21 protein-coding genes and 1 pseudogene are annotated in these 24,305 nt (G+C 45.4%); 13 read left to right on the top strand and 9 right to left on the bottom strand.

Features of this window, described 5'->3' with window-relative positions:
• Positions 1 to 24 precede the first annotated feature (24 nt).
• The 11 genes from aroB (at position 25) to BKE30_RS11265 (ending at position 15,940) form a co-directional block, all read left to right on the top strand.
• Positions 25 to 1,134, top strand: a complete 1,110-nt coding sequence (gene aroB / locus BKE30_RS11315; protein ID WP_076878697.1) for a 3-dehydroquinate synthase — start codon at positions 25 to 27, stop codon at positions 1,132 to 1,134.
• Entirely contained in the window at positions 1,131 to 2,000 is an 870-nt protein-coding gene (locus tag BKE30_RS11310; RefSeq protein WP_076878696.1) for a hypothetical protein, read from the top strand. Before aroB ends, BKE30_RS11310 begins: the two co-directional genes overlap by 4 nt.
• Positions 2,001 to 2,471: 471 nt before the next feature.
• Complete coding sequence (gltB, locus tag BKE30_RS11305) at positions 2,472 to 6,953, top strand: glutamate synthase large subunit (RefSeq protein ID WP_198938078.1); 4,482 nt, start codon at positions 2,472 to 2,474, stop codon at positions 6,951 to 6,953.
• A gap of 78 nt (positions 6,954 to 7,031) precedes the next feature.
• A complete protein-coding gene (locus BKE30_RS11300; RefSeq protein ID WP_076878694.1) occupies positions 7,032 to 8,456 on the top strand; it encodes an FAD-dependent oxidoreductase in 1,425 nt (474 codons plus the stop codon).
• Positions 8,457 to 8,712: 256 nt separating this feature from the next.
• A complete protein-coding gene (locus BKE30_RS11295) occupies positions 8,713 to 10,860 on the top strand; it encodes a TonB-dependent siderophore receptor (RefSeq protein WP_076878693.1) in 2,148 nt (715 codons plus the stop codon).
• 175 nt (positions 10,861 to 11,035) lie between these two features.
• Positions 11,036 to 11,923 (top strand): metal-dependent hydrolase, encoded by an 888-nt coding sequence (locus BKE30_RS11290; protein ID WP_076878692.1) that lies wholly within the window; start codon positions 11,036 to 11,038, stop codon positions 11,921 to 11,923.
• A gap of 229 nt (positions 11,924 to 12,152) precedes the next feature.
• Positions 12,153 to 12,794, top strand: coding sequence for a LemA family protein (locus BKE30_RS11285; RefSeq protein WP_076878691.1), 642 nt, complete (start codon positions 12,153 to 12,155; stop codon positions 12,792 to 12,794).
• A 117-nt stretch (positions 12,795 to 12,911) separates the two neighbouring features.
• Positions 12,912 to 14,006 carry a TPM domain-containing protein gene (locus BKE30_RS11280; RefSeq protein WP_076878690.1) on the top strand — a complete coding sequence of 365 codons (1,095 nt, stop codon included), beginning with the start codon at positions 12,912 to 12,914 and terminating at the stop codon, positions 14,004 to 14,006.
• Positions 13,997 to 14,560, top strand: a complete 564-nt coding sequence (locus tag BKE30_RS11275) for a TPM domain-containing protein (protein ID WP_227518396.1) — start codon at positions 13,997 to 13,999, stop codon at positions 14,558 to 14,560. Before BKE30_RS11280 ends, BKE30_RS11275 begins: the two co-directional genes overlap by 10 nt.
• A 268-nt stretch (positions 14,561 to 14,828) precedes the next feature.
• The gene (locus tag BKE30_RS11270) at positions 14,829 to 15,248 is read left to right on the top strand and encodes a pilin (protein WP_076878688.1); all 420 of its coding nucleotides are present in this window, start codon (positions 14,829 to 14,831) and stop codon (positions 15,246 to 15,248) included.
• A 269-nt stretch (positions 15,249 to 15,517) separates the two neighbouring features.
• Positions 15,518 to 15,940 carry a pilin gene (locus tag BKE30_RS11265; RefSeq protein WP_076878687.1) on the top strand — a complete coding sequence of 141 codons (423 nt, stop codon included), beginning with the start codon at positions 15,518 to 15,520 and terminating at the stop codon, positions 15,938 to 15,940.
• A 179-nt stretch (positions 15,941 to 16,119) separates the two neighbouring features.
• Here the strand turns inward: BKE30_RS11265 and BKE30_RS16385 are convergent.
• Positions 16,120 to 16,389 (bottom strand): annotated as a pseudogene (locus BKE30_RS16385) (transposase); the annotation flags it as partial.
• 209 nt (positions 16,390 to 16,598) lie between these two features.
• Between BKE30_RS16385 and tfpZ the strand changes: the two are divergent.
• The gene (gene tfpZ / locus BKE30_RS11260; protein WP_076878686.1) at positions 16,599 to 17,330 is read left to right on the top strand and encodes a TfpX/TfpZ family type IV pilin accessory protein; all 732 of its coding nucleotides are present in this window, start codon (positions 16,599 to 16,601) and stop codon (positions 17,328 to 17,330) included.
• Positions 17,331 to 17,849: 519 nt separating this feature from the next.
• The gene (locus BKE30_RS11255; protein WP_076878685.1) at positions 17,850 to 18,401 is read left to right on the top strand and encodes a Uma2 family endonuclease; all 552 of its coding nucleotides are present in this window, start codon (positions 17,850 to 17,852) and stop codon (positions 18,399 to 18,401) included.
• A gap of 68 nt (positions 18,402 to 18,469) precedes the next feature.
• Here the strand turns inward: BKE30_RS11255 and BKE30_RS11250 are convergent, their stop codons facing one another.
• The 8 genes from BKE30_RS11250 to BKE30_RS11215 form a co-directional block, all read right to left on the bottom strand.
• Entirely contained in the window at positions 18,470 to 18,889 is a 420-nt protein-coding gene (locus tag BKE30_RS11250) for a type II toxin-antitoxin system VapC family toxin (RefSeq protein WP_076878684.1), read from the bottom strand.
• Complete coding sequence (locus BKE30_RS11245; RefSeq protein ID WP_076878683.1) at positions 18,886 to 19,137, bottom strand: FitA-like ribbon-helix-helix domain-containing protein; 252 nt, start codon at positions 19,135 to 19,137, stop codon at positions 18,886 to 18,888. The genes BKE30_RS11250 and BKE30_RS11245 overlap by 4 nt, the downstream gene beginning before the upstream one ends.
• Before the next feature lie 125 nt (positions 19,138 to 19,262).
• On the bottom strand, positions 19,263 to 19,727 hold the full coding sequence (gene bfr, locus BKE30_RS11240; RefSeq protein WP_076878682.1) for a bacterioferritin: 465 nt from the start codon (positions 19,725 to 19,727) through the stop codon (positions 19,263 to 19,265).
• Positions 19,728 to 20,056: 329 nt separating this feature from the next.
• Positions 20,057 to 20,251, bottom strand: a complete 195-nt coding sequence (locus BKE30_RS11235) for a bacterioferritin-associated ferredoxin (protein WP_076878681.1) — start codon at positions 20,249 to 20,251, stop codon at positions 20,057 to 20,059.
• 168 nt (positions 20,252 to 20,419) lie between these two features.
• The gene (locus BKE30_RS11230) at positions 20,420 to 20,809 is read right to left on the bottom strand and encodes a RidA family protein (RefSeq protein WP_076878680.1); all 390 of its coding nucleotides are present in this window, start codon (positions 20,807 to 20,809) and stop codon (positions 20,420 to 20,422) included.
• A gap of 51 nt (positions 20,810 to 20,860) precedes the next feature.
• The gene (locus BKE30_RS11225) at positions 20,861 to 22,984 is read right to left on the bottom strand and encodes a RelA/SpoT family protein (RefSeq protein ID WP_076878679.1); all 2,124 of its coding nucleotides are present in this window, start codon (positions 22,982 to 22,984) and stop codon (positions 20,861 to 20,863) included.
• A gap of 215 nt (positions 22,985 to 23,199) precedes the next feature.
• Positions 23,200 to 23,475, bottom strand: a complete 276-nt coding sequence (gene rpoZ / locus BKE30_RS11220) for a DNA-directed RNA polymerase subunit omega (RefSeq protein WP_076878678.1) — start codon at positions 23,473 to 23,475, stop codon at positions 23,200 to 23,202.
• Positions 23,476 to 23,552: 77 nt separating this feature from the next.
• The gene (locus tag BKE30_RS11215) at positions 23,553 to 24,260 is read right to left on the bottom strand and encodes an SIMPL domain-containing protein (RefSeq protein ID WP_076878677.1); all 708 of its coding nucleotides are present in this window, start codon (positions 24,258 to 24,260) and stop codon (positions 23,553 to 23,555) included.
• Between the last annotated feature and the right edge of the window lie 45 nt (positions 24,261 to 24,305).

Here is a 24,305-nt window from a genome sequence, read left to right as displayed (position 1 = left end):
CAAGGCTACATTTTAGATCATTTTATGCAAACGCTACATGTTGAGCTTGGTGAACGACGTTACCCTATTTTCATTGGCAGTTATCTTCCGGTTGAGGAATGCTTAACGCCCTATATCAAGGGGCGGCAGGTGATGATTGTCAGTAATACAACTGTAGCACCGCTGTATATGGCGGCTTATCAGCAGGCACTGGAACAGGCTGGCAAGCAGGTTGCAACCTGTATTTTGCCAGATGGCGAAGCATTTAAAAATATTGAAACCCTTAACCTGATTTTTGATGCATTACTTGCTGTCCGGTTTAACCGTGATTGTACAGTGTTGGCACTGGGTGGCGGCGTAATTGGTGATATGGCAGGTTTTGCAGCGGCAAGTTTCCAGCGTGGTGTGGATTTTGTACAAGTGCCTACCACGCTACTATCGCAGGTTGATTCCAGTGTTGGCGGTAAAACCGGGATCAATCATCCGCTGGGTAAAAATATGATTGGGGCCTTTAAACAGCCTAGTGTAGTTATGGCTGATATGTCGCAACTGGACACACTGGCCGACCGGGAGCTATCAGCAGGCCTGGCAGAAATCATCAAGTATGCCTTGCTGGGCGATCAGGATTTTCTGGTCTGGCTTGAAGCGCATATGGAGCAGCTAGTGGCACGTAATGCCGATTTGTTGGCAGAAGCTGTTTACCGTTCCTGTACCCATAAGGCGCGGATTGTTGCCGCCGATGAACATGAGCATGGTGAACGGGCATTGTTAAATTTGGGTCATACCTTTGGCCATGCGATTGAATCTTATCTGGGCTATGGTGAGTGGCTGCATGGTGAAGCAGTAGCAGCAGGCATGGTGATGGCCGCCGATTTATCCTGCCGTTTGGGCTGGATTAGTATGGCTGATGTCAACCGGGTACGTCAGATTATTGCACGTGCTCATCTACCCGTCGTATGTCCGGAAATTCCAGTTGAGCAGTTTATGAGTTTGATGGCGCAGGACAAAAAGGTGCTGGCTGGCCAGTTACGCCTGATTTTGCTAAAGCAAGTAGGGCAGGCGGTTATCAGCCGTGACGCCAGTCCTGAACTTATATGCGAAACTATTGTAGCGTGCCAGCAGGTTATATCACGGGTTGAGGGGCACATGGTATGAACCGCACCCGCATCTGGCGAACTGTTCAGAACAGTACCTGGCTACTGGGTGGCCTTGCCATGCTGGTCATTGCCTTTTTCTTATGGATTGGCATGCAGATTCATGACCGCATTACGGTTGAAAAAGACCTTAAGGGTAAAGACGTTCCGGTTGAGCCAGAAAAGGTGCAGTTTTCCCCCACACTGGGCATGATGACAGAAATGGTGCCCGAGCTGGATATTAATCAGGATGTGAGCACCAGTGAGCGTACGGCAGAGTACCGGGGGACAAGTTTTATTAAGTCACAGTCTGGCAACTGGACAGTGCATGTGATGAGCGTGTCGCAGGAAGATATCATCAAAAGCTATCTGGACAAGCGCACGGACCGTGAAAAGTTTTTTTATATGCGGTCGCGTAAACCTGAGCAGGGCGAACGTTATGTACTGGTGTATGGCAGCTTTTCGTCAGTAGGCAAGGCGCTGGATGCCAGCAAGAACATGAGTTTTGATTTGCCACAAAGCGTAAAAGCCTATCCAGTACGTTTTTCAGACTTTAAATCATCAGTGACTGATGATGTAGGATCGGAAGATAGTATTACCAATTTATCAAAGGCTTCTCAGGTCTATCAGGTGCGTTTACGTTCGGTTCCTATTCCTGTAGAAGCACCTGTTGCACCGCCCACGCCAACAGCGCCAATTGATGCAAATGCAAGCGTTCAGCCCCCTGTAACGGGAACACCGGCCACAGTCCCGCCTGCAAGCAGCCAGCCAACAGGTGTAAATAATGGGACAAACCCGGCCAAGCCTGCAGATTCTTCAGCTAGTCCTGCCGTACCCGCAGAAAATAATCCTGCCAGTAGCGGGCCAATTGCTGATCCATTCAATTAGCGCAATTTAATCATTCTGCAATATTTTGCCGCAAAAAATATTGCAGAATTTTAAGGTTAACTGGGTTTTAAAAATAACTTTATAAATCAGTTAATAAAAAATTATCTATCACTGCGTTCGATAAAAATAAAAATGATTATGGTCCAAACTTTGCTTTATAGAGTTTAAGCACAGCACATTTTCAATTTTATGTTGTTTCTTGTTGTGCAATATTGGTTTATTTATTTACGTTTTGTCTGTAAAATACACCGCCGTTTTTCGTTTACACCAGCCTATAGGGGTTGTGCTTATTTGGCCCCGGGCCGTGTTGCCTGCACATTATTGCTAATTGCATGCTTGGCGCTGACAGCATATTTGGGTCGAACAGGTGGTTCACGGGCATAAAGTCAACGATGATTTTTCTGCTCTATTTTTTTCTGCCAGACGTAAGGGTCTGGTTGGACAATACCAAGACAAGGGTACGCTATGCAAATGCCATCGCTTAACACTGTAGCTCCCACTCAATCCGCACAGGGTTTATATCAGCCAGACGAGTTCCGCGATAATTGCGGATTTGGCCTGATTGCCCAGATGCAGGGCGAGGCGAGTCATCATTTGGTTCAAACAGCCATTCATAGTCTCAGTTGTATGACGCATCGCGGGGGTATTGCTGCTGACGGTAAGACAGGCGACGGCTGTGGCTTATTGCTGGCGATGCCGAAGGCGTTTTTTCGTGATGAAGCCCAAAAGCTTGGGGCAAGCCTGACGGATATCTTTGCTGTTGGTACCATTTTCCTGAATATTGATCCGGCACTGGCACAGCATTCCCGTGAAGTATTGAACGCAGAAATCAAGGCAGAAGGCCTTGAGGTGGCGACTTGGCGTAAAGTACCCATTGACGTCAGCATTCTGGGCGAAATCGCACTTCGCTCCCTACCTGTATTTGAACAGATTATTGTTAATAACCCGGAAAATCTGGCTGAGGCCGACTTTAACCGCAAGCTGTTTCTGGCGCGCCGTCGTGCCGAACACAAGCTGCAAAATGACTCGCTGTTTTATGTGACCACATTGGCCAGTACCGTGATCAGCTATAAAGGTCTGATGATGCCTGCCGCCATTGCTGATTTTTATACCGATCTGGCCGACGAGCGTTTAGCCTCACACATTGTGGTGTTTCACCAGCGTTTTTCCACCAATACACTACCCCGCTGGCCGCTGGCCCAGCCATTCCGTTATTTGGCACACAATGGTGAAATCAATACCATTACCGCCAACCGCAACTGGTCGGTTGCCCGTACGCCCAAATTTGAAAACCCGTTATTGCCCGGTCTGCTGGACTTAAAACCTCTGGTTAACCGCACCGGTTCGGATTCATCCAGTCTGGATAACATGCTGGAAATTCTAGTCGGCGGTGGCATGGATCTGTTCCGTGCTCTGCGTATGCTGGTGCCACCCGCGTGGCAAAACGTGGAAACACTGGATTCTGACCTGCGTGCGTTTTATGAGTTTAACTCCAAGCACATGGAAGCATGGGATGGTCCGGCCGGTCTGGTCATTCAAAATGGCCGTCATGCCATTTGTATGCTGGATCGTAATGGTTTGCGTCCGGCGCGCTGGGTGATTACCAAAAATAGCTATATCACACTGGCGTCAGAAATTGGTGTGTGGAACTACAAGCCGGAAGATGTGGTGTCCAAAGGCCGTGTTGGTCCCGGTCAAATGCTGGTGGTGGATACCGAAACCGGTGAGGTACTGGATACGGCAGCGATCAATAACCATTTAAAAGGCATGCGCCCTTATCGCAAATGGTTGCGTGAGCGTGCTTTAAGCCTGCAAGTGGATAATGAGCTGGAAGAGCAGCTGCTGTCGACTGGTCTATACGGCGACACACTAAAAGCCGCGCAAAAAATGTTCCTGGTATCCTTTGAGGAGCGCGACCAGATTATCCGTCCCCTGGCTGAAAGTGGGCAGGAAGCGGTTGGTTCCATGGGTGATGATACGCCTATGGCGGTGCTGTCACGTCAGGTACGCCATCTGGCTGATTATTTCCGCCAGCAGTTTGCGCAGGTGACTAATCCACCGATTGATCCACTGCGTGAAGCCATTGTGATGTCGCTGGAAACCTGTTTTGGTCATGAGCAAAATGTGTTTGAGCAAAGCGCAGACCATGCTGACCGTGTGATTATTTCCAGTCCGGTATTGTCCAACAGCAAAATGCACCAGTTGCGTGAGCTGAACCGTCCCGGCTACGGCATGACTGTTGTCGACCTGAACTATGCAGAAAGCGAAGGCCTGCAAGCTGCATTACAGCGTATTTGTAAGGAAGCTGAAGCGGCTATTGCGACCGGCAACTGCATGCTGGTGCTGTCGGATAAAAATATCCGTGAAGGCTACCTACCAGCCAATGCCATTATGGCAACCGGTGCGGTGCATCATTACCTGTCAGAGGTTGGCCTGCGTGCTGATGCCAATATTATTGTAGAAACCGGGCTGGCCCGTGACCCGCATCACTTTGCTGTGCTGCTGGGCTTTGGTGCAACCGCAATTTATCCATATCTGGCTTATGATGTGATCAATGAGCTGGTTGATAAGGGCGAGTTGCTGGGTGACCCGGTATATGCTCAAGCCAATTTCCGTAAGGGTATTGAAAAAGGCTTGCTTAAAGTCCTGTCAAAAATGGGAATTTCAACCGTGGCTTCCTACCGCGGTGGCCAGTTGTTTGAAGCCATTGGTTTGTCCAAAGAAGTGGTTGAACTGTGCTTTAGAGGCGTTCCGAGCCGTATTGCTGGTGCCAGCTTTATTGATCTGGAAAATGACCAGAAAAAACTGGCCACACTGGCCTGGCAAGCACGCAAGCCACTGGATCAGGGTGGTTTACTCAAGTTTGTTTATAACAAAGAGTATCATGCGTTTAACCCTGATGTGATTGCGGCCCTGCACAAATCAGTGCGCTCTGGCAAATATGAAGACTTCCGCGAATATGCCAATCTGGTGAATCATCGTCCGATTGCCACCATTCGTGATTTGTTTGCGCTTAAAACTGATAACAGCATTGCGCTGGATCAGGTTGAAAGCGTTGAGGATATTCTGCCACGCTTTGATTCTGCGGGTATGTCACTGGGTGCATTGTCGCCAGAAGCGCATGAGTCCATTGCCATTGCCATGAACACCATTGGTGGTCGTTCCAACTCTGGTGAGGGCGGTGAAGATCCGGCACGTTACGGCACCATTCGTAACTCCAAGATCAAGCAAATTGCATCAGGCCGTTTTGGGGTAACCCCGGCTTACCTGTGCTCTGCAGAAGTGTTGCAGATTAAAGTGGCGCAGGGTGCAAAACCAGGTGAAGGCGGTCAGCTTCCGGGTGGTAAAGTCAATGGCCTGATTGCACGCCTGCGTTATTCGGTGCCGGGTGTCACGCTGATTTCCCCGCCACCGCACCATGACATTTATTCCATTGAAGATTTGTCACAGCTGATTTTTGATTTAAAACAAGTCAATCCGCAGGCCATGGTATCGGTCAAGCTGGTGTCTGAGCCGGGTGTAGGTACGATTGCAGCAGGTGTGGCCAAGGCCTATGCCGACTTCATTACCATTTCCGGTTATGACGGTGGTACAGCAGCATCGCCATTAAGTTCCATCCATTATGCCGGTTCGCCATGGGAGCTGGGCTTGGCTGAAGCGCATCAGGCCCTGCGGGTCAATGACCTGCGTGGCAAGGTGCGTGTACAGACTGACGGCGGCTTAAAAACTGGTCTGGATGTAGTTAAAGCGGCAATTCTGGGGGCTGAAAGCTTTGGCTTTGGTTCAACCCCAATGATTGCGCTGGGTTGTAAATACCTGCGGATTTGCCATTTGAACAACTGTGCGACCGGTGTGGCCACCCAGCAGGATCACCTGCGGGAAGAGCATTATATTGGTGAGCCGGAAATGCTGATTAATTTCTTCCGCTTTATTGCTGAAGAAACCCGTGAATGGCTGGCTGCGCTGGGTGTAAGTTCATTGCGTGACCTGATTGGCCGCACCGATTTGCTGGAAGCACTGCCGGGCGAAACCGACAAACATGCCAATCTGGATTTAAGCGCGCTGTTGACCTCGCATCCTTCGGCTGATGGCAAGTCCAGCTATTGTGAAGTGGTGAAAAACGAGCCATTTGACAAGGGCCTGCTGGCCGAGCGCATGGTTGAAGTGATGCTGCCTGCCATTGAAGCGGGTGAAGGCGGTAGTTTTGAGTTTATTGTGAGCAACTGTGACCGTTCTATTGGGGCACGGATTTCCGGTGAAATTGCCAAGCGTTATGGCAATCTGGGCATGGAAATTGCGCCGGTGGTGGTTCACTTAACCGGAACTGCTGGCCAGTCACTCGGGGTGTGGAATGCTGGTGGCCTGCATCTGCGTCTGGAAGGTGATGCCAACGATTATGTGGGCAAGGGCATGGCAGGTGGCCAGATTGCCATTTATCCACCGAAGGGTTCGCCATTTAAATCGCAGGAAACAGCTATTATTGGCAATACCTGTCTGTATGGTGCGACTGGCGGCAAACTGTTTGCAGCCGGTACTGCCGGTGAGCGTTTTGCCGTGCGTAACTCGGGCAGCTTTGCCGTGATTGAAGGCGCTGGTGATCATTGCTGTGAATACATGACTGGCGGTATTGTGACCGTGCTGGGCCGTGTAGGTCATAACTTTGGTGCAGGCATGACTGGTGGTTTTGCTTATGTGCTGGATCTGGACGGTGATTTCTTCGATTACTGCAACCATGAACTGATTGACCTGAACCGTATTTCTACCGAGCCGATGGAAGATTATCGCCATCACCTGCTGGAAATCCTGCAAGATCATGTGCGTGAAACAGGCAGTGCCTGGGGACAAACCATTATTGATGAGTTTGATTCCTACAGCCGCAAGTTCTGGTTGGTGAAGCCAAAAGCCGCAAGCCTGAACAGCCTGCTGAAAACCACCAAGGCCGATCCTCAATAAGTCTTTTTCACTTTCGCACCAGGCAAGTGCTGCCGCCTGTTTTTAATAGAGCGGCAGTACTGACCCACGGAGATAACCATGGCGACTCGCCTAAACAATGATTTTCAGTTTCTGGAAGTGCCGCGTCAGGACCCAGAGAAAAAAGATATTGCTGTTCGTACAGAAGCGTTTGTAGAAATTTATAAACCGTTTACCCAGGAACATGCGGCCAACCAGTCGCATCGCTGTCTGGCCTGTGGCAATCCGTACTGTGAGTGGAAATGCCCGGTACACAACTATATTCCCAACTGGCTAAAACTGGTTACTGAAGGCCAGCTGTTTCGTGCTGCTGAACTGTGCCACCAGACCAACACCCTGCCGGAAGTGTGTGGCCGTGTATGCCCGCAGGATCGCCTGTGTGAAGGGGCCTGTACCCTCAATGATGGTTTTGGTGCAGTCACCATTGGTAATGCCGAAAAATATATTAATGACACGGCGTTTGCACTGGGCTGGCGTCCTGACATGTCCCATGTAAAATGGACTGACAAAAAAGTGGCCATCATTGGTGCTGGCCCTGCCGGTCTGGGCTGTGCTGATATTCTGGTGCGCAATGGGGTAAAACCGGTTGTGTTTGACAAAAATCCAGAAATCGGTGGCCTGCTGACCTTTGGTATTCCAGAATTTAAAATGGAAAAAAATGTCATGGTGCGTCGCCGTGAGATTTTTGAAGGCATGGGTATTGAATTCCGCCTCAATACCGATGTGGGCACTGACGTGACCATTGATGAACTGCTGGCTGATTACGATGCGGTGTTCATGGGCATGGGCACCTACACCTACATGAAAGGTGGTTTTGCCGGTGAAGACTTTAACGGCGTATACGATGCACTGGACTTCCTGATTGCCAACGTCAACCGTTGTCAGGGCTGGGAAAAGAATCCGGCAGATTACATTGACCTTGAAGGCAAGCGTGTGGTGGTACTGGGTGGTGGGGATACTGCCATGGACTGTAACCGTACCTCTATCCGTCAGGGTGCTGCGCATGTGACCTGTGCTTATCGCCGTGATGAAGCCAACATGCCGGGTTCGGTGCGTGAAGTGAAAAACGCCCGTGAAGAAGGGGTGGAATTTTTATTCAATCGTCAGCCTATTGAAATTGTGGGTGATGCAGACGGTAAGGTGATCGGCGTTAAAGTCGTAACCACTCAGCTGGGCGAACCCGATAGCCGTGGCCGTCGCAGTCCTGAGCCAGTACCGGGTTCTGAAGAAATCCTGTCTGCTGATGCGGTGATTCTGGCCTTTGGTTTCCGTCCAAGTCCAGCCAACTGGTTTGAAAACTCTACCATTAATCTGGATGGTTCAGGCCGTGTGGTTGCACCTGAACATCAGGCCTACAAATTCCAGACCAGCAATCCAAAAATATTTGCTGGTGGTGACATGGTGCGTGGTTCTGATCTGGTAGTAACAGCCATCTGGGAAGGTCGTCAGGCCGCCGAAGGTATCCTGGATTACCTAAAGGTGTAATAACAGGGGACTTCATTTTGATATCCTGATCCTGTTTGCCTAAAAGCAGCTTAATCAACCCGTTAAGCTGCTTTTTTAATGCCTATCTGTTAATAAGGTTTGCCTTGCTCATTCTTTGCTTTCCTCTGTTCTTACTCTCTTTTTTCAATTCTTAAGAATTTCTTAAATACTCCTTGTCTTCTTATCTGTGCTTAATTAAAATTACAAATGAAAATCATTACCGTTATTATTTATAAATTTTTAGCTGGGGTTTATCATGTTTCATCGTTTTGTAGTTCCCTGTCGGCTGGCAGCCTTGCCACTGGCGATGGCTTTAACTGCACAGGCACAAGCGGTATCATCACAGGACATTGCGGTAGACAATCAGCTGCAAACCATTGAAGTCACTGCAACAACAGATGAAGGCGCATCCGACAGTACCCAAGCCTATACAATAAAAAATAGTAGCAGTGGCAACCGGCTTGATCTGGCCATCAAGGAAACCCCGCAGACCATTAATGTCGTTACACGCCAGCAACTGGATGATTACCAGATCACCAATTTACGTGATGTGCTACGCAATACGCCGGGAATTACCGTCAGTAGTCAGGAAACCGAGCGTACCACCTACATGAGCCGTGGTTTTGAAATTTCCAATGTATTAATGGATGGCATTGGTTTTCCACTCACCAGCTATAATTATCAGGAAAGTAATCCTGATACCTTTTTATATGACCGGATTGAAGTGGTTAAGGGTGCTGCTGCACTGTCCACGGCATTTGGTGATCCCAGTGCAACCATTAACATGATCCGCAAACGGCCTACCAAAGAGTTACAGGCTTCGGCAGGCATTAGCTATGGCTCATGGGATACCACCCGTTATGAAGGCGATGTTTCCGGTAGCCTAAGCAGTGATGATCGTGTACGTGGCCGCATAATGGCTTATGAGCAAACCGGTGATTCTTATCTGGATCATTATTCACTGGAAAAAAATGGGGTGGCGGCAATTGTTGATGCCGATTTGACCGATAGCACGGTACTAACACTAGGCTATAGCGAAACCAATAATAAATCCAATGGCAATAACTGGGGCGCAAATCCACTGCTGAACAGTGCAGGGAAACAAATCAGTTATTCGCAGAGTTATAACTATAGCCCGGACTGGACTTATTGGGACAATGAAACCCGAGATGCTTTTGTTGAGCTAAAGCAAAAACTCTGGGGTGACTGGCAGGCAACCCTAAGCTATGATGAAAAGCACACCAGTACCCAGAGTGATCTGCTTTATCTGGTGGGCAACCCCAGTGCTATGGATAATACTTCTGGTCTTTTTCTGTATCCGGGCAGATATGTTAATGATGATGACGTGCAGCGTCAGATTGATGCACGCATAGCCGGGACATTTGCTTTATTGGGCTACAACCACGAAGCCGTAATGGGCTATAGCTGGTCAACCAGTGAAATTGGCCAATTGGAATATACCGGCACATTTGGTAATTCTACCACCACTGATCAGGCCAGCTGGACACCAGCAGCTCCGCTATGGAGTGCAACTTCCAGCAGTGGCTCCGATTATAGCCAGAAAAACCAGTCACTTTATGCAGCCACCCGCCTGCATTTGAATGATGCGTTGAAACTCACCCTTGGGGCCAACTATGTTGAGGCCAGCAGTAAGGGCGTTAGTTATTCAGCACCCATGGTCTATGATGAACACAAGCTAGCACCGTATGCTGGCTTCACCTATAACTTCACACCGGAATATACCGGCTACGCCAGTTACACGTCCATTTTCCGGCCACAAACCACAGTAGATGCGACCACTAAAAATGTGGCGGCACCCATTGAAGGCGATAGCTATGAAGTGGGGGTCAAGAGTGCCTGGCTGGATGACCGGTTAACCGGAACACTGGCGGTATTTAGAACCACACAAAGCAACTATCCGCTAAAAGATGCCGACAGCAATCCCTTATTGCATGAGTCACCCATTAGTGATTTGCAGTCACAAGGGGTAGAGGTTGGCCTGGTAGGGGAGTTGACTGATAACCTTAATCTGTCGTTGGGATACTCACAGTACAGTTTAAAAGACCTGAAAAACGGTGGCGCTGCGCGTCGCTATAATCCTGAGCAAACCTTCAATATGCTGGCGACCTATCGTGTTCCTGTGTTACCTCAGCTTAAACTGGGTGCAGGGGTACAGTGGCAGGGTGATATTAGCCAATACAGTTCAAGCTTAAACAGCACTATCCGCCAGGACGATTATGCCTTATTAAACCTGATGGCCAGTTATGACATCAATAACCATGTCAGTGTTCAGGCCAATGGCTATAACGTAGGCAACAAAAAGTACCTGTTTGGGTTTCCTTATTCGCAAGGTTACTATGGCGCACCAGCCAATTACAGTATAGCGCTAAAGTTTAAGTACTAAGCTGTTGTAGTTTTAGGAAACCCGCCCCGTTGTCGCATGACTGGGCGGGTTTTTTAATTACAAATTAAGCCTAAAGTTTGAGCACTTTCGTCACTGGCTGAACATTCATGCCATAGCCTCATTCATTAAATATGACAATACTGTATGTCAACTTAAGATTGTATAGGATATCGCCATGACTGCTCTGGCTAATACAATATCAGATAAGAAATATTTGAATCGCCGTAAAGCCAATGGCATTACGGTACGTCGGCTGGACTTTAATCCTAAACTGATCAAGCGTCATTTCTTTGCAGATTCACCCGTGATGTCGCACCTGCTGACAGCCTTGTCGTCTACCTTTCCCATTGGCGAGCAGTTTTTTGTGCATAGTGTCCGCAACGTACGCGACCGAATTACCGATGAACAGCTACAGGCAGAAATTACTGCATTTATTGGGCAGGAGGCCATGCACTCCAAGGCCCATACTGAATTCAATCAGGCGTGGCGCCGTGATGATTATCAGCTAGACAGCTTTCAGGCCTGGCTTGCCAAGCATGACCATCGCCTTAAAAATGCACCCTATAAGGTACAGCTGGCCATTACCAGCGCGTTTGAACATTTCACAGCATTGCTGGGCGGTTATATTCTCAATCATCCTGAACTACTGGAAACACTGGATGATGATGCCGTTAAACTGTGGGTGTGGCATGCTATTGAAGAGGTTGAGCATCGCAGCGTGGCATTTGATACCTATCAAACCTTATATGGTGACCTTAAATTACGCCGTCAGGTGATGCAGGCGGTAACCACCAGCTTTGCCAGCTTAACCTTGTATGGCACCCAGCGCTTGTTCTGGCAGGACAAATGGAAAAGCCTGCCGAAAATTGGCGGCAACCTCCGTGGTCTGTATCTGGTCGCAAAAATGCTGATTCAGCTGACCCCGGAATATTTGTCTTATTATAAAAAGGATTTTCATCCTTCTGAAATTGATCACTCCAAGGCATTAAGCTACTGGAAAAACCGTCTGGCAAACGAGTATCAGATGGCCAGCTTTATGGAAGCTGCCAGTACCGTTCACTGATCTGTTCTTTATCAAACAATTTTGTGGTTCTCCTACCGCTCTGTTCAGGTCGTTGGCAAGATATTGTAATGCTAACAACCAGAGCAGGGCTTTTTTTAAAGCTATGGATAAGCTGTATCCAGCGTTAACAGTAACAAGCTATTAAAAATATTCACAATTCCATTCTGGAAAAACCTGTCCGTTGCCGCATGATGTTAATCATACACATTGATAAAAACAGGTTAGCATCATGTCGCGTCGGCTATTATCAGCATTATTATTAAGCACCGTACTGGCCAGCAGTTTGCCCGGCTGTGGTTACAACAACCTGCAAGCCAAGGATGAAGCTGTCAATGCCAGCTGGTCTGAAGTGCTGAACCAGTACCAGCGCCGCGCCGATTTAGTACCCAATCTGGTGAATGTGGTTAAAGGTTATGCCAGCCATGAACAGCAGGTTTTAACTGAAGTGACCCGTGCCCGGGCATCAGTGGCTGGTATTCAGGCCACCCCGGAGCTGGTGAATGATCCGGCTGCTTTTCAAAAATTTCAGGAAGCGCAAAGCCAACTGACCGGTGCCTTATCACGCTTGCTGGTTGTGTCAGAAAATTATCCCAATCTAAAGGCTGATGCCGCATTTCGGGATTTAAGTGCCCAGCTTGAAGGGACAGAAAACCGTATTACCGTCGCACGCAACCGCTATATCAGCACTGTTCAGGACTACAATACCTATGTGCGCCAGTTGCCACAGTCGCTAACTGCCAAAGTGATTGGCATGCAGCCTCGGCCCAATTTTTCAGTCAATAATGAAGCTGCTATTGCAACCGCGCCAACAGTCAGTTTTGATAGCACTGCACCTGCTGGTCAGTCAGCCCCACAAGCTGCACAACCTTGATCAATGGATAGCATTTATTGTGAATGTATTAGCTGTAAATAAGCTGACTTTAATCGCCTGATTGTGGATAACTGAATGTTTATCCACTGTTGAAAAGCCAAAACAGAAGACCATGCCATGCAGCAGCCATCAGTTTTAAAGAAAACCATTTATCAATATCCAATAGCAGGTGTATTGATGGCATTGTTGCTGGCTGCTTTTCAGGTCCATGCGGAGCCAGCCAGCCAAACGGATCAGGTGGCAGAAGCTGCCATTGTTTTAAATCAGGCCCAACAAGTAGGTGGCCCGCCACTCAACAGTATTGTTCCACCTATAGGCGCTGCAACTTCTCCTCATCATCAAAACACTCCAGAGTTACCTACGCCAACCATTACTCCGGCTCAACCCGATACGGTTCAGGCCACCTTGCCGGATTTAAATAGCCCGGTGATTGATCAGGCCAGTTTATTAACCAGTGCGCAATATCAGCAACTCAGCCAGCAAATTCTGGCTATTCATCAGGCTGGCCGGGCACAGGTGGGACTGATCATCTTGCCCAGTACCGGGCAGGAAGCCATCTTTGACTATGCAACCCGTGCCTTTACACAGTGGAAACTGGGTCATGAAAAAACCGATAATGGCTTGCTCATTGTAGTTGCAGTCAATGACCGCCGGATTCAGATGTTAACTGGCTATGGGCTGGAAGGCGTCTTGCCTGATGTAGTCATCAAACGTATTATTGAAGAACAAATCACTCCACAATTCCGGCAAGGCAATTATATGGGTGGCCTAACTGCTGGTCTCAACCAGATTGATCAGATTCTAAAGCTTGACCCTGAAATTGCCAAAAACAGTGCCGATCAGCTTGAGCAACAACAAGCCGCTCAGATTGAGCAGCAAAATGCCATGCAAAAAGGCTTATTTGCCCTGGTGGCACTTTGTCTGGCTGGCATGTTTGCCGCCTTGTTTTTAGGTAAAGCATTAAGTGCCAGTATTGCTGGAGCAGTTGGAGTCGGCTGGGGATTAACCAGCGGCCTGGGATTGATTGGCAGTTTCATGTTGGGCGGAATAGTCTTTTTCCTGCTGGTAAGCTCTATTGCCCAACTAATCCTGTTTAGCGTACTGCGTGGCGGTGGAGGTTTTGGTGGTGGACGAGGCGGTGGTTTTGGTGGGGGAGGCTATCGCGGTGGCGGTGGATCATTTGGTGGTGGTGGAGCTTCTGGATCATGGTAACTAATGACACTGACCTGATGAGTAGTCATCAAAAAATCATTGAAAGTGAAAAAAGCCTAAATATTGCACGCTGGTTTAGAAACTTCGTATATCTACCATGGTATACCCGTAAATGTTTTAATACGGAAGTCCGCGCGCAAATTAGCAACGCGGTACAGCAGGCTGAACAGGATCATGCAGGCGAGATACAGGTCATTATTGAGGGGCATTTGCCGCTGGACATTGCTCTTCGTGGTAATACCCGCTTAAGAGCCAAACAACTGTTTGCTGAATATGGCGTATGGGATACTGCCTATAACAGTGGTGTATTGCTGTATATCAACCTGTGTGAGCGAAAAGTTGAAATCGTAGCTGATAGAGGGATTGATCATTTTGTTACAAGTGAGCATTGGAACACAATTTGCGATAACATTACTGCCCTGCTCAAGCAAAAACAGTATTCTGCTGGTGTAATAAGCGGTATTGAGCAAATCGGCCAAGTACTTAACCAATATTATGATAAGAAAATAAAAGACTTAGGTAACGAGCTAAATAATCAGGCTATATTTCTCTAGTAATCTTATAATGAAGCGCAGAGTGACTATTTTTGTATGAATAATTGATAATTGACATAAAGTGTCACTTATTGGCATAAATTGCTTTTAACTAATAAAGTTAAATGTGCGCTAACTAACAGAATTACTTTATTTGCATGTTTTTGCACCGATATAAATTTACAGATATTGATTTGGCACACATAATGCAATATAACAACATGTGTGTTAGAGCGTTGGTCAAAACAACAAGCCAACACTACTATTTTTGTATTCCTGGGAGAATTTTATGAACGCACAAAAGGGTTTTACGTTAATTGAATTGATGATCGTTGTTGCGATCATTGGTATTTTGGCTGCTGTAGCAATTCCTGCATATCAGGATTATATTGGTCGTGCTCAAGTTGCTGAAGGCCCAGCGCTGTTAGGCGGTTTGAAAACCCCTATTACTGAAGCGATTGGCAATGATGGCGTGGCAGCAGGATGTGTTATACCTACAGGTGCTGTGGTTTCTGGTAAATATGTTGCCTCGATTACAGCAACAGCTGGTGGTACAGCAACATGTGCTTTGCTAGCTACTTATGCCGCTACTGGTGTAAATGATGATGTTGCAAGTAAAACTATGACCCATACTTACACTGCTGCAACTGGTGCATGGGTTTGTACTACTACTTTAGCTGCTAAATTTAAACCAAAATCTTGTACATAATTTATGTAAAGTAATTACAAAGAAGAGAGCTTATCGCTCTCTTCTTTAATTTTTATACATTTACTGGCAAAAATAATTATTATAAGATTTGGAATTTTGAAATAAATTTTTGATAATAATCTATTAATTAGAACAATTAAAATTTAATTAAAAACAAGTTTTGTGTTTTTAAGTCTCGATTTGCTAGTTAATTTCATGCAACTATGCATGAATTTTAAACAAATTAATTTTTGGCATAAATTTTGCCTAAATATTCCTAGGAGAATTTTATGAACGCACAAAAGGGTTTTACGTTAATTGAATTGATGATCGTTGTTGCGATCATTGGTATTCTTGCTGCTGTAGCAATTCCTGCATATCAGGATTATATCGCACGTGCTCAAGTTGCTGAAGGCCCTACATTATTAGGCGGCTTGAAAACTCGTATTATTGATGCTATTGGTAATGAAGGAATATCTGCTGGTTGTGTCATACCTGCTAGTGCAATAATTAGTGTTAAATATGTTGATAATATTATTGCTAGTCCAATTGATACAACAGCCTGCGCCATTGAAGCTACTTATAAAACAACTGGCATAGTAAATGATAATATTGCTGGTAAAAAAATTACTTATACATATACTATCTCAAATAATGCTTGGGTTTGTACTACAGATTTGGCTGATAGATTCTCTCCAAAATCATGCCACTAGAAAACTTGTTGTTAGCTTTTCTAAATGAGTAATCTCAATGATTAATTGACTTTTTTGATACAGTTTCTAAGCACATAAAGAGATATAAATCTCTAAAATATAGCTACTTATAGGGTATGCTTTTGTACTATCCAAACCCAAATCCTACTTAAGCCAATGCTTCACTAGTTTGAATCGTTGGCCTTACTCGTTACCAAATTATATATTCCTTTTAATACGCTGAATAAAGTCTCTATTTTATTGCGCTGCCTTAAATTGTACGCATCCGCTTTTAATCACTACACTGCTTGCATGTCTTTACGATGATAGGTAATTAATTCACCATCTTGATCATTTAATCTTAATTTTAATGCTTAACTGATGTAACTCCGATCCGCAGAGAGCTTTGCTTTTAATCCTTTAATCAATTGTTCAACCATTTTAATATCTACAATACGGCCATTGGATAAAAAATCATAACTATATTTTCTCAGAAATTTAGGCTGAGATGACCTCTATGCCATATTAGAGTAGTGTAAGTGACATGTAGCAGGAATATGTGTCAAAATTTCAGGTCTGGACTAGTAATTTAACTTAAAAAATTATTAATTCTCTTGTTAAATCAATGGTCTATTTGTGATACAGCTTTTGTGAGTAACATTAACTTTAGGTAATATCAATGTCTAAACGGATCAAATTTTTTTTAACCCATCTGGCTATTTCTATATTAATTGCAATTTTCGTAAGTGGAGTAATCTTTTTTCTATGGTATCCAATGCCGCTTGCTAAATCAGTTGGGGTAACACATATAGTAATGATAATGCTTACAGTTGATGTTGTAATTGGTCCATTCTTTACATTATTAGTGTATAAGGAAACCAAAAAAACGCTCAAGCTTGATTTAATTCTAGTCATTCTCTTTCAAGTATTGGCTTTCTTATGCGGATTTTATACTATTATACATGGTAGGCCTGCGTGGATCGTTTATAATGTAAACGGATTCGAGTTGATACGTGTTAATGATATTAATCAAAAGAGTTTAAAGAATGCAGAGGAATTTTATCATAAGCCGTCTTGGTTAACTCCTAAATATGTTGCTGTAAAATCTGCGAAAAGTATTAAGCAGCACAATGAAGACGTATTCATGGAAACATTCAGAGGTATATCGCTTGCTCAGTGTCCCGATCGTTATATGCTATTAGAACAAGCTAAGCAGCAATTACAACAGCATGCACAGCGTTTAAAGCTTCTTAACCAGTTTAATGATAAAGCTAGTGTACAAGCAGTTTTAAAGCGTTATCCTGAAGCCAGCGCATGGATTCCACTAAAAGCTACGGTCATAGATATGACCGTATTAATAGACAATCATGGTGAGGTGATCAAAATTGTAGATTTAAGACCTTGGAAGTAAGAGCTAAATCCCCTAGGGTATTTTATCACCCGTTACACCCCTTCTACATTCGTCTAACAGACAAATACATAGATGTTCTCTAGTATTAATACTGTCCCCAAGACAGTAAGACCCCCTTCAGCCCGCCCCCGCGGGCTTTTTTTTACTTTTTTTGTCATCACTCATCTTGTATGGTTCGCGTGCCAAAGACAACTATCGTTAGGGTTCAGACATTGATTTAACGATAGAAGGAACAATTGACTTAAGTACCCTGTTAAAAATAGAACAGGAAATTGATGATTTATTATTGCCTTGGCCGGTGGACTTATCTGTATTATCGCAGATTGACAACTTGGATATTAGTCGAACTTATTAAGCGCAAGGGACAGGTTTTTTATCAAGGCCCTGAGTAAATATGCCAGGAATATAATAATGCATTGCTTGCGCGATTAGCCTTGTCATAGTTTTTATTCTTTTTAAGGCATTCACCATGCTGTGCTATATTGAGTCTGATCAAGCTTTATTTTTACAGGTTTAAAAATGAAAATTGCCAATAAATACCACCTAACTGAACAAGAGTACCTGCAAGGCGAATTACAAAGCCAAACTAAACATGAATTTGTGCACGGTGAAGTATTCGCTATGGTGGGTGCAAGCGCAGGCCATAATCTGATTTCAGGGAATGTTTTTGCGGAACTTCGCGCTCATCTTAAGGGCAAATCCTGTCGCCCTTATATTAATGATATGAAAGTAAAAATAGCACAAAACTTCTATTATCCCGATGTGGTGGTGGATTGCAGCCAGATATCAAATGATGCTTATTTTGTAGAAACGCCAATTTTGATTGTCGAAGTATTATCGGCATCAACCAAAATGTATGATAAAACTTTTAAGTTGCAGCAATATCAGCAAATTCCGACCTTGCAGGAATATGTGATGATCGAACAGGAAACCCAACTGGTAGAGGTGTTAAGTCGGCTGGATGGCTGGCAGCCTCATTATTATGAACCCCATGAGTCTTTTATTTTGCAGTCTGTTGGATTAACGCTATTGGTTGCGGATGTCTATGATGGTATAAACATGAGCAATTGATCCAATACAAAAAGCTATCCTCGCTTTCTGTCCTAATATGCCTTTTTAGCTTTTTTGTCAGAATAAAATTAAAAAGGGTTGAGGACAGTTAGGCCATCAATTTGTGAAAAATCTTTGATATTCCGGGTAACTACAGTCATCTGCTGACAAAGGGCTATACCCGCAATTTGTGCATCTGATTGACTAATTGCAAGGCCCCGGCAAACTCGCTGATTAACCAGGTCTGCATAAAATTCGGCAGAAAATTGATCAAAGCCGCAGATACGGTTTTTAAAATCTTCCTGAAACATGGCTACAGCGGCAATCGCTAATTTCTGTTTTCGTTGTCCCTCAGGCAAGCGAGCAATACCATATAAAATTTCTGCTACAGTAATGGCACTGATATATAGATGAGCCGGGTTTTGCTGATCAAGCCATACCACAACATGAGGGTTAGGCGCACCACGCATTATTTCAGAGAGTATATTGGTATCTAGCAAATATTTCATGCTAGAAAATCAACACCGCTAGCAAGATCCGTGTTGCGAGGAGGCAGCTCTAGCGCGGTAGATGCCAGTGCTGTAAAGCGAGCATGAAGGTGACTGCCAAACGCTTTTTTAACGGGCGCTTCTTTAAGCAAGGTTTCTCTTAGAATACAACGTAGCTCTTCTTCCATGGAGCGGCCATGATGGGCTGCTTGCACACGTAAGCGCTCTTTTAAACTATCCTCTATATTGCGGATAACAAGATTAGCCATCGTAGTTTCCAGTTCTGCTGTCAATGATTACAATGATAGCAGAACCAAAATTAAAATCAATAAAAGATAGCTATAAAAAAACTGGCCTAAAGCCAATTACAGTGACGTGGATGAATCTCTAAAGTCTAAATCTGCGACTGAATAAAGTTTTCCAGCGTTACGCTCTCAATTAAGGCAAGCTGAGTTCCAGTCCAGTCAATATATTCTTCTTCTTCTGCCATAATTGCACGCAGCATGTCACGGGTAACAAAGTCTGCGGATTGCTCGGCATAGGCAATGGCTGCCTTTAAGGTGATATGGGAATCATTGGCCATGCGTAGGTCGCAGGCTAAAATTTCCCGGGTATTTTCACCAATATGTAGTTTGCCTAACTGCTGTAGATTGGGGAGACCTTCCAGAAATAAGATTCGCTCAATTACTTTATCGGCATGCTTCATTTGATGAATGGATTCTTTATAGATATGCTGGCCTAATTTTTCAATGCCCCAGTCCTTTAGCATACGGGCATGAAGAAAGTACTGGTTAATCGCCGTTAGTTGGTTATACAGTACGTTATTTAAGTGAACAATAACTTGACGATCACCTTTCATGGTAATTCTCCTGATTGAGGATAATATAATAAGCAAAGCATTGCCTTGACGAGCATGCTTCGTAAAAAGACAAGAGCTACGCTCGATGTATAGCGGGTTAACTGAGGTACTACTTTTAGCTTGGGTATTTAACTTGCTTATAGATTATAAAAAATAGCTCGGCTTTTCGAGCAGTTTATGGAACCGCAAATGAAAATGACAATCACATTAAGGCCATAGTTTGTAGAAGTGACAAGCCTTGGAATACAGAAAAGGAAAAAGCCCGCTTCAGCTTTATAGTGTTATGTTGAAAACGGGAGAGGAGAAAATGAAACGATGATAGGTAGCGCTTAAGCAGCAACGGAAATACGGCCAGCAATTTCTGAGAGAGCCTGGTCGATTAATTCACGGGTTTCTGGTACACAACGACCACAACAAGTACCAACGTCCAGTTCTTCACGCACTTCACGGAAGCTGGAAGCCCCATTTTCAACACTTTCCCGGATTTGGCGATCAGTTACGGCACGGCACAGGCAAATGTACATAGTCTTTTGTTTCCGTAGTTGGAAGTACAAATAAGATAATAGATATTATTGATAATTATTATCAAATGTCAAGTTGTCGTATTCCAGCTTACAAAAATAATTCCGGTGCTCTATTCCATAAGCAATAAAAAAGCCGCACAAGGCAGCTTAGTAGGTTAATCAATAGTATTAACTTTGGTTATTGATAACCAGAATACCATCCATTTCAACCAGTGCATTACGAGGTAGGGTGTTTATACCCAAGGCGGCACGGGCAGGATAGGGCTGTGTAAAGTATTCACCCATAATCTGGTTAACCAGTTGGAAGTTACCGAGATCTGTCAAAAAGATATTGAGTTTGGCAATATCAGCTAAAGAGCCGCCGGCTGCTTCACACACTGCTTTTAGGTTATCGAAAACGCGGCGAATTTGCGCTTCAATACCGTCCACCAGTTCCATGCTATAAGGATCAAGTCCGATCTGGCCTGACAAATACACCACGTTGTCAATCTTGATGGCTTGTGAGTAAGTTCCAATGGCGGCTGGTGCTTGTTCACTGTGAATGACGATACGTGTCATGAAAGACTCCAATCATTTATAAATTTTGCAGGATGATAACCAATTCCTGAGTCAAGCTAAAGAATCTTGTTTGGCTGAGTATTCACGTTCGCGGATACTAAAGGCGCTATCTAAACGGGTCAGGCTGGGAAAGTCCAGTAAAATACGTAATTCACGAATTAAACGCGCCAGATGATCACGATCGCGCACAATCAGTGACAGATAAGTTTTTTCATCGTCACTGGTCATCTGCTCAAGGCCGGCCTGAAATTGGCGGATTTTATAGATAATTTCAGTGGTTTGCTCATCATCCAGTTTTTCATCAATGCACAGGTATGCCGGAAAACGTGCATCGGCCTGTTCACACTCTTGCCAGGTGAGCGGAATAATATTTTCCGGGTGTTGCTGGTTTTCATGCAACAGGTTACTACAGCGTGCCCGATGGACAATCAGCCCACGACGGGTTAAATGGCCACGAATTGGGTCATCCAGAATAGGCGTGCAGCAATTGGCGTAGCGGACATCAATGCCTTCTGTGCCACGAATCAACTGACTGGAGGTTAGCAGTGCTTGCTGGTTCTGGTCGGCAAACAGGCGCGATGCGACCAGTTGTGGTAACAGGTCACCAATGGCAATTTGCTCAAACAGCTGCTCTTTACTATGGACATGCCGCCAGGTGAGCAGGTTTTCCCAATCCTGTATGCTAAGGTCGGTCAGGCTATGATGGTAGAGCTTAAGCGCACGGTTAAGAGCCTGCTGGCCAACCAGACGCTGTTCTTCGATATCCTGATCGCGCAAAATATTCTGGATAGAACGGCGGGCTTTTTGGGTATTGACGAAACTGAGCCATTCGGGATTGGGGGTTGCCAGTACATCGGTGATGACTTCAACCACTTCGCCACTGTTTAAGGGAGTGCTTAAGGGCTTGATGATGCCATCAATCTTGGCACCAATAGCATGGTTGCCTAAAAACAAACTGGCAGCGTAGGCAAAATCAACTGCAGTGGCCCCACGGGGTAGCTCATGAATATCACCATCTGGCGTTGAAACCAGAATCTTTTCGCGATGCAGGTAATCCAGCAATGAGCTTAAGGTGGTTTTGGCACAATCGCGGTCAATCAGTTCGCTAAGGTTGGTTAGGGAAGCCTGAATCGCCGAGCGACTGGCTTGTGGCGCGGATTCACCCAGTACTACCCCCAGACGCGCTGCTTCGCGCATACGCGGGGTTTGCAGCGTTAAGTCCAGTGTAGTGACTTCGCCACGTAATGATAGTTCGAGGGCCTGATTGCCACCAGGCAGGGGGTTACGAATATGGTCAGCCAGCTTTAATACATGATAATGCTGCTTGAGGTAGGCAGCCAGCTGGTCGCAGGCCGCCACAGTTTCTAGCACAATGTCAAAAGCATGGATATGAATGAGTGAGTTTAAATCGGTTTTATTTTTAAAGAAGCGTTGGAATAGCTGGATATTATTGTCTTTTTCTTCGAGTGTGCCATTCAGGCCAAGGGTTTTGATGGTTTTATCAAGGCGCTCTGCCCAGACTTTCTGATAGGTGCTGCGCTGTGTTCGGGTAGTTTGTAATGCAGTCTGGATACGGGTAAAAAGAGCAGGATCAAGGTTTTCATAACACAGGAGTTCTAGCTGGTCTGCAATGTCATTCATGCCTACCAGTCGCGCCATGGGCACAAAGATATCATAGGTTTCCTGCGCAATCCGCTGGCGTTTTTCCGGGCGTAGGGCATCCAGCGTAGACATGTTATGCAGGCGGTCAGCCAGTTTGATAATAATGACACGCGGATCATGCAGGGTTGCCAGCAGGATTTTACGAAATGAAGCCGCTTTATTGTCCTGTTTGTCCTTGGAGATGGTGAGCTTGGTCACGCCATCAACCAGTTCAGCGACCTTGGCACTAAACAGGTTGGCAATTTCTGATTTACTAATGGGCGTATCTTCAATCACATCATGCAGTAGCGCCGCCATCAGGCTATCTGCATCCAGATGCATATTACCCAGAATACAGGCTACTGCAATAGGATGCAGGATATAAGGTTCACCACTTTTACGGATAACCCCGTTATGGGCATCGTTGGCAAAATCACAGGCAGCAATAATCTGCTGAATTTGTTCAGCATTTAAATAGGCAGCCAGAATATTGGCAAGTTGTTGCTGGGCATGACGAATAACGTCGCCTTGCATGGGCATGATTCCTGAGTAAAGACGGACCTAGGCAAATAAAGTCTACGTTAACCTTCTAATGAAAAGCAAAACGCAGTTCTTGTCAATTGATAATTTATTTTTTATGCATTGCTATGCACAAAAATCAAAAAAGCCTGACTTTCATAAAATCAGGCTTTTCTGGTTACAGCGTGAATGTTACACATGGCTTTAAAACTGAAAAGCAGAAACTGGACTTAAAAACTAAAGTTATCCAGATTCAGGGCAGGAGCCAGTGCCAGATCAAGGCTGGACGGTTGCAGTGCTTCATCTTTTTGCTTAAGGATATCGCGGGTTACATGACCTTCGGCAATTTCACGCAGCGCCATGACGGTTGGCTTGTCGTTGTCCCACGGCAAGGTTGGCTCACTAATGCCACGTGCCAGCTGACGTGCACGCTTGGAAGCGACCAGAACCAGTTCAAAACGGTTTTCTACTGCACCCAGGCAGTCTTCTACAGTTACGCGTGCCATTATGGTTCTCGCTTGCGGTTAAGGTGAGGATTTGGAAAGACCGAAAATTATACGGCTATTACGTGTTGAACTCAAGATTATTTCAATTGAACACTGCCAATTGCCTCAACAATAATCTGGCTCTGACCAGCCTGTATGGGCACGGGTGCAGACGCCGGTGCAGCAGCATCAGCCATGGCTGTTTGATAAATAACAGGCTGCGTAGATTGCGTATTGCTTAAAATTTTAAATCTGACTAGTTCATAGTGAGAGGATTGCCAGGCTTGTTGTGCAATCGCTGCTCTTTGCTGGAAAGTCTTGGAAACTTCACTGATTAGCTGGTTTTCGACCCGCTCACGCTGTTGGGTAGAAACCTGAAACTGTAGGGATTGTAGCATAAGTTGATCCTGCAATATGCCCAGTAACTCACTGACTGCTTTTAAATCGGTACTTTTAAGGATAATTTCAGCATGGGTGGTCCATCCTGTAATCCGTTGTCTTTGATTATAGGTTGGTGAGGTATTTTGCTGACCTGAGCTGACCTTTACGCTGGGATATTTTTTCGCAATATCAAATGCACTATTTAATTTTTGTTGAATCTGCTGGTTTAGTTGTTGGGGATTAGCAGCCTGTTGCTGAGTATAAAGAATGGCAACAGCTTCATCATTGTTGACGTCATGCCATGCCTGAGCTTGCAGCTCGATAATACGGTGTTCCTGCTGACTGGAGGGAGTGCAGGCTGTCAAGGACAGGCCAGCGCTAACAGTTATGAGAATTAAGGCTATCGCACGAAATTTTAAGTGCATGGAAGAATGGCTCTATTTGGGATTTGAAATTAAAGTGCCGTCATC

The sequence above is a fragment of the Alkanindiges hydrocarboniclasticus genome (assembly GCF_001982605.1).
In the GTDB taxonomy this organism is placed as follows: domain Bacteria; phylum Pseudomonadota; class Gammaproteobacteria; order Pseudomonadales; family Moraxellaceae; genus Alkanindiges; species Alkanindiges hydrocarboniclasticus.
Note: the sequence above shows the minus strand (reverse complement) of the source record. Positions and strands in the feature narration are given on the sequence as shown.

What these genes read in the sequence shown, in the direction of transcription:
- BKE30_RS11295 (WP_076878693.1), top strand. Translation starts at nt 8,713, where the DNA reads ATGTTTCATCGTTTTGTAGTTCCCTGTCGGCTGGCAGCCTTGCCACTG.
- BKE30_RS11300 (WP_076878694.1), top strand. Translation starts at nt 7,032, where the DNA reads ATGGCGACTCGCCTAAACAATGATTTTCAGTTTCTGGAAGTGCCGCGT.
- BKE30_RS11265 (WP_076878687.1), top strand. Translation starts at nt 15,518, where the DNA reads ATGAACGCACAAAAGGGTTTTACGTTAATTGAATTGATGATCGTTGTT.
- bfr (WP_076878682.1), bottom strand. Translation starts at nt 19,727, where the DNA reads ATGAAAGGTGATCGTCAAGTTATTGTTCACTTAAATAACGTACTGTAT.
- BKE30_RS11280 (WP_076878690.1), top strand. Translation starts at nt 12,912, where the DNA reads ATGCAGCAGCCATCAGTTTTAAAGAAAACCATTTATCAATATCCAATA.
- BKE30_RS11245 (WP_076878683.1), bottom strand. Translation starts at nt 19,137, where the DNA reads ATGGCTAATCTTGTTATCCGCAATATAGAGGATAGTTTAAAAGAGCGC.
- BKE30_RS11290 (WP_076878692.1), top strand. Translation starts at nt 11,036, where the DNA reads ATGACTGCTCTGGCTAATACAATATCAGATAAGAAATATTTGAATCGC.
- BKE30_RS11270 (WP_076878688.1), top strand. Translation starts at nt 14,829, where the DNA reads ATGAACGCACAAAAGGGTTTTACGTTAATTGAATTGATGATCGTTGTT.
- gltB (WP_198938078.1), top strand. Translation starts at nt 2,472, where the DNA reads ATGCCATCGCTTAACACTGTAGCTCCCACTCAATCCGCACAGGGTTTA.
- aroB (WP_076878697.1), top strand. Translation starts at nt 25, where the DNA reads ATGCAAACGCTACATGTTGAGCTTGGTGAACGACGTTACCCTATTTTC.
- BKE30_RS11255 (WP_076878685.1), top strand. Translation starts at nt 17,850, where the DNA reads ATGAAAATTGCCAATAAATACCACCTAACTGAACAAGAGTACCTGCAA.
- BKE30_RS11215 (WP_076878677.1), bottom strand. Translation starts at nt 24,260, where the DNA reads ATGCACTTAAAATTTCGTGCGATAGCCTTAATTCTCATAACTGTTAGC.
- BKE30_RS11230 (WP_076878680.1), bottom strand. Translation starts at nt 20,809, where the DNA reads ATGACACGTATCGTCATTCACAGTGAACAAGCACCAGCCGCCATTGGA.
- rpoZ (WP_076878678.1), bottom strand. Translation starts at nt 23,475, where the DNA reads ATGGCACGCGTAACTGTAGAAGACTGCCTGGGTGCAGTAGAAAACCGT.
- BKE30_RS11225 (WP_076878679.1), bottom strand. Translation starts at nt 22,984, where the DNA reads ATGCAAGGCGACGTTATTCGTCATGCCCAGCAACAACTTGCCAATATT.
- BKE30_RS11250 (WP_076878684.1), bottom strand. Translation starts at nt 18,889, where the DNA reads ATGAAATATTTGCTAGATACCAATATACTCTCTGAAATAATGCGTGGT.
- BKE30_RS11235 (WP_076878681.1), bottom strand. Translation starts at nt 20,251, where the DNA reads ATGTACATTTGCCTGTGCCGTGCCGTAACTGATCGCCAAATCCGGGAA.
- BKE30_RS11310 (WP_076878696.1), top strand. Translation starts at nt 1,131, where the DNA reads ATGAACCGCACCCGCATCTGGCGAACTGTTCAGAACAGTACCTGGCTA.
- BKE30_RS11285 (WP_076878691.1), top strand. Translation starts at nt 12,153, where the DNA reads ATGTCGCGTCGGCTATTATCAGCATTATTATTAAGCACCGTACTGGCC.
- tfpZ (WP_076878686.1), top strand. Translation starts at nt 16,599, where the DNA reads ATGTCTAAACGGATCAAATTTTTTTTAACCCATCTGGCTATTTCTATA.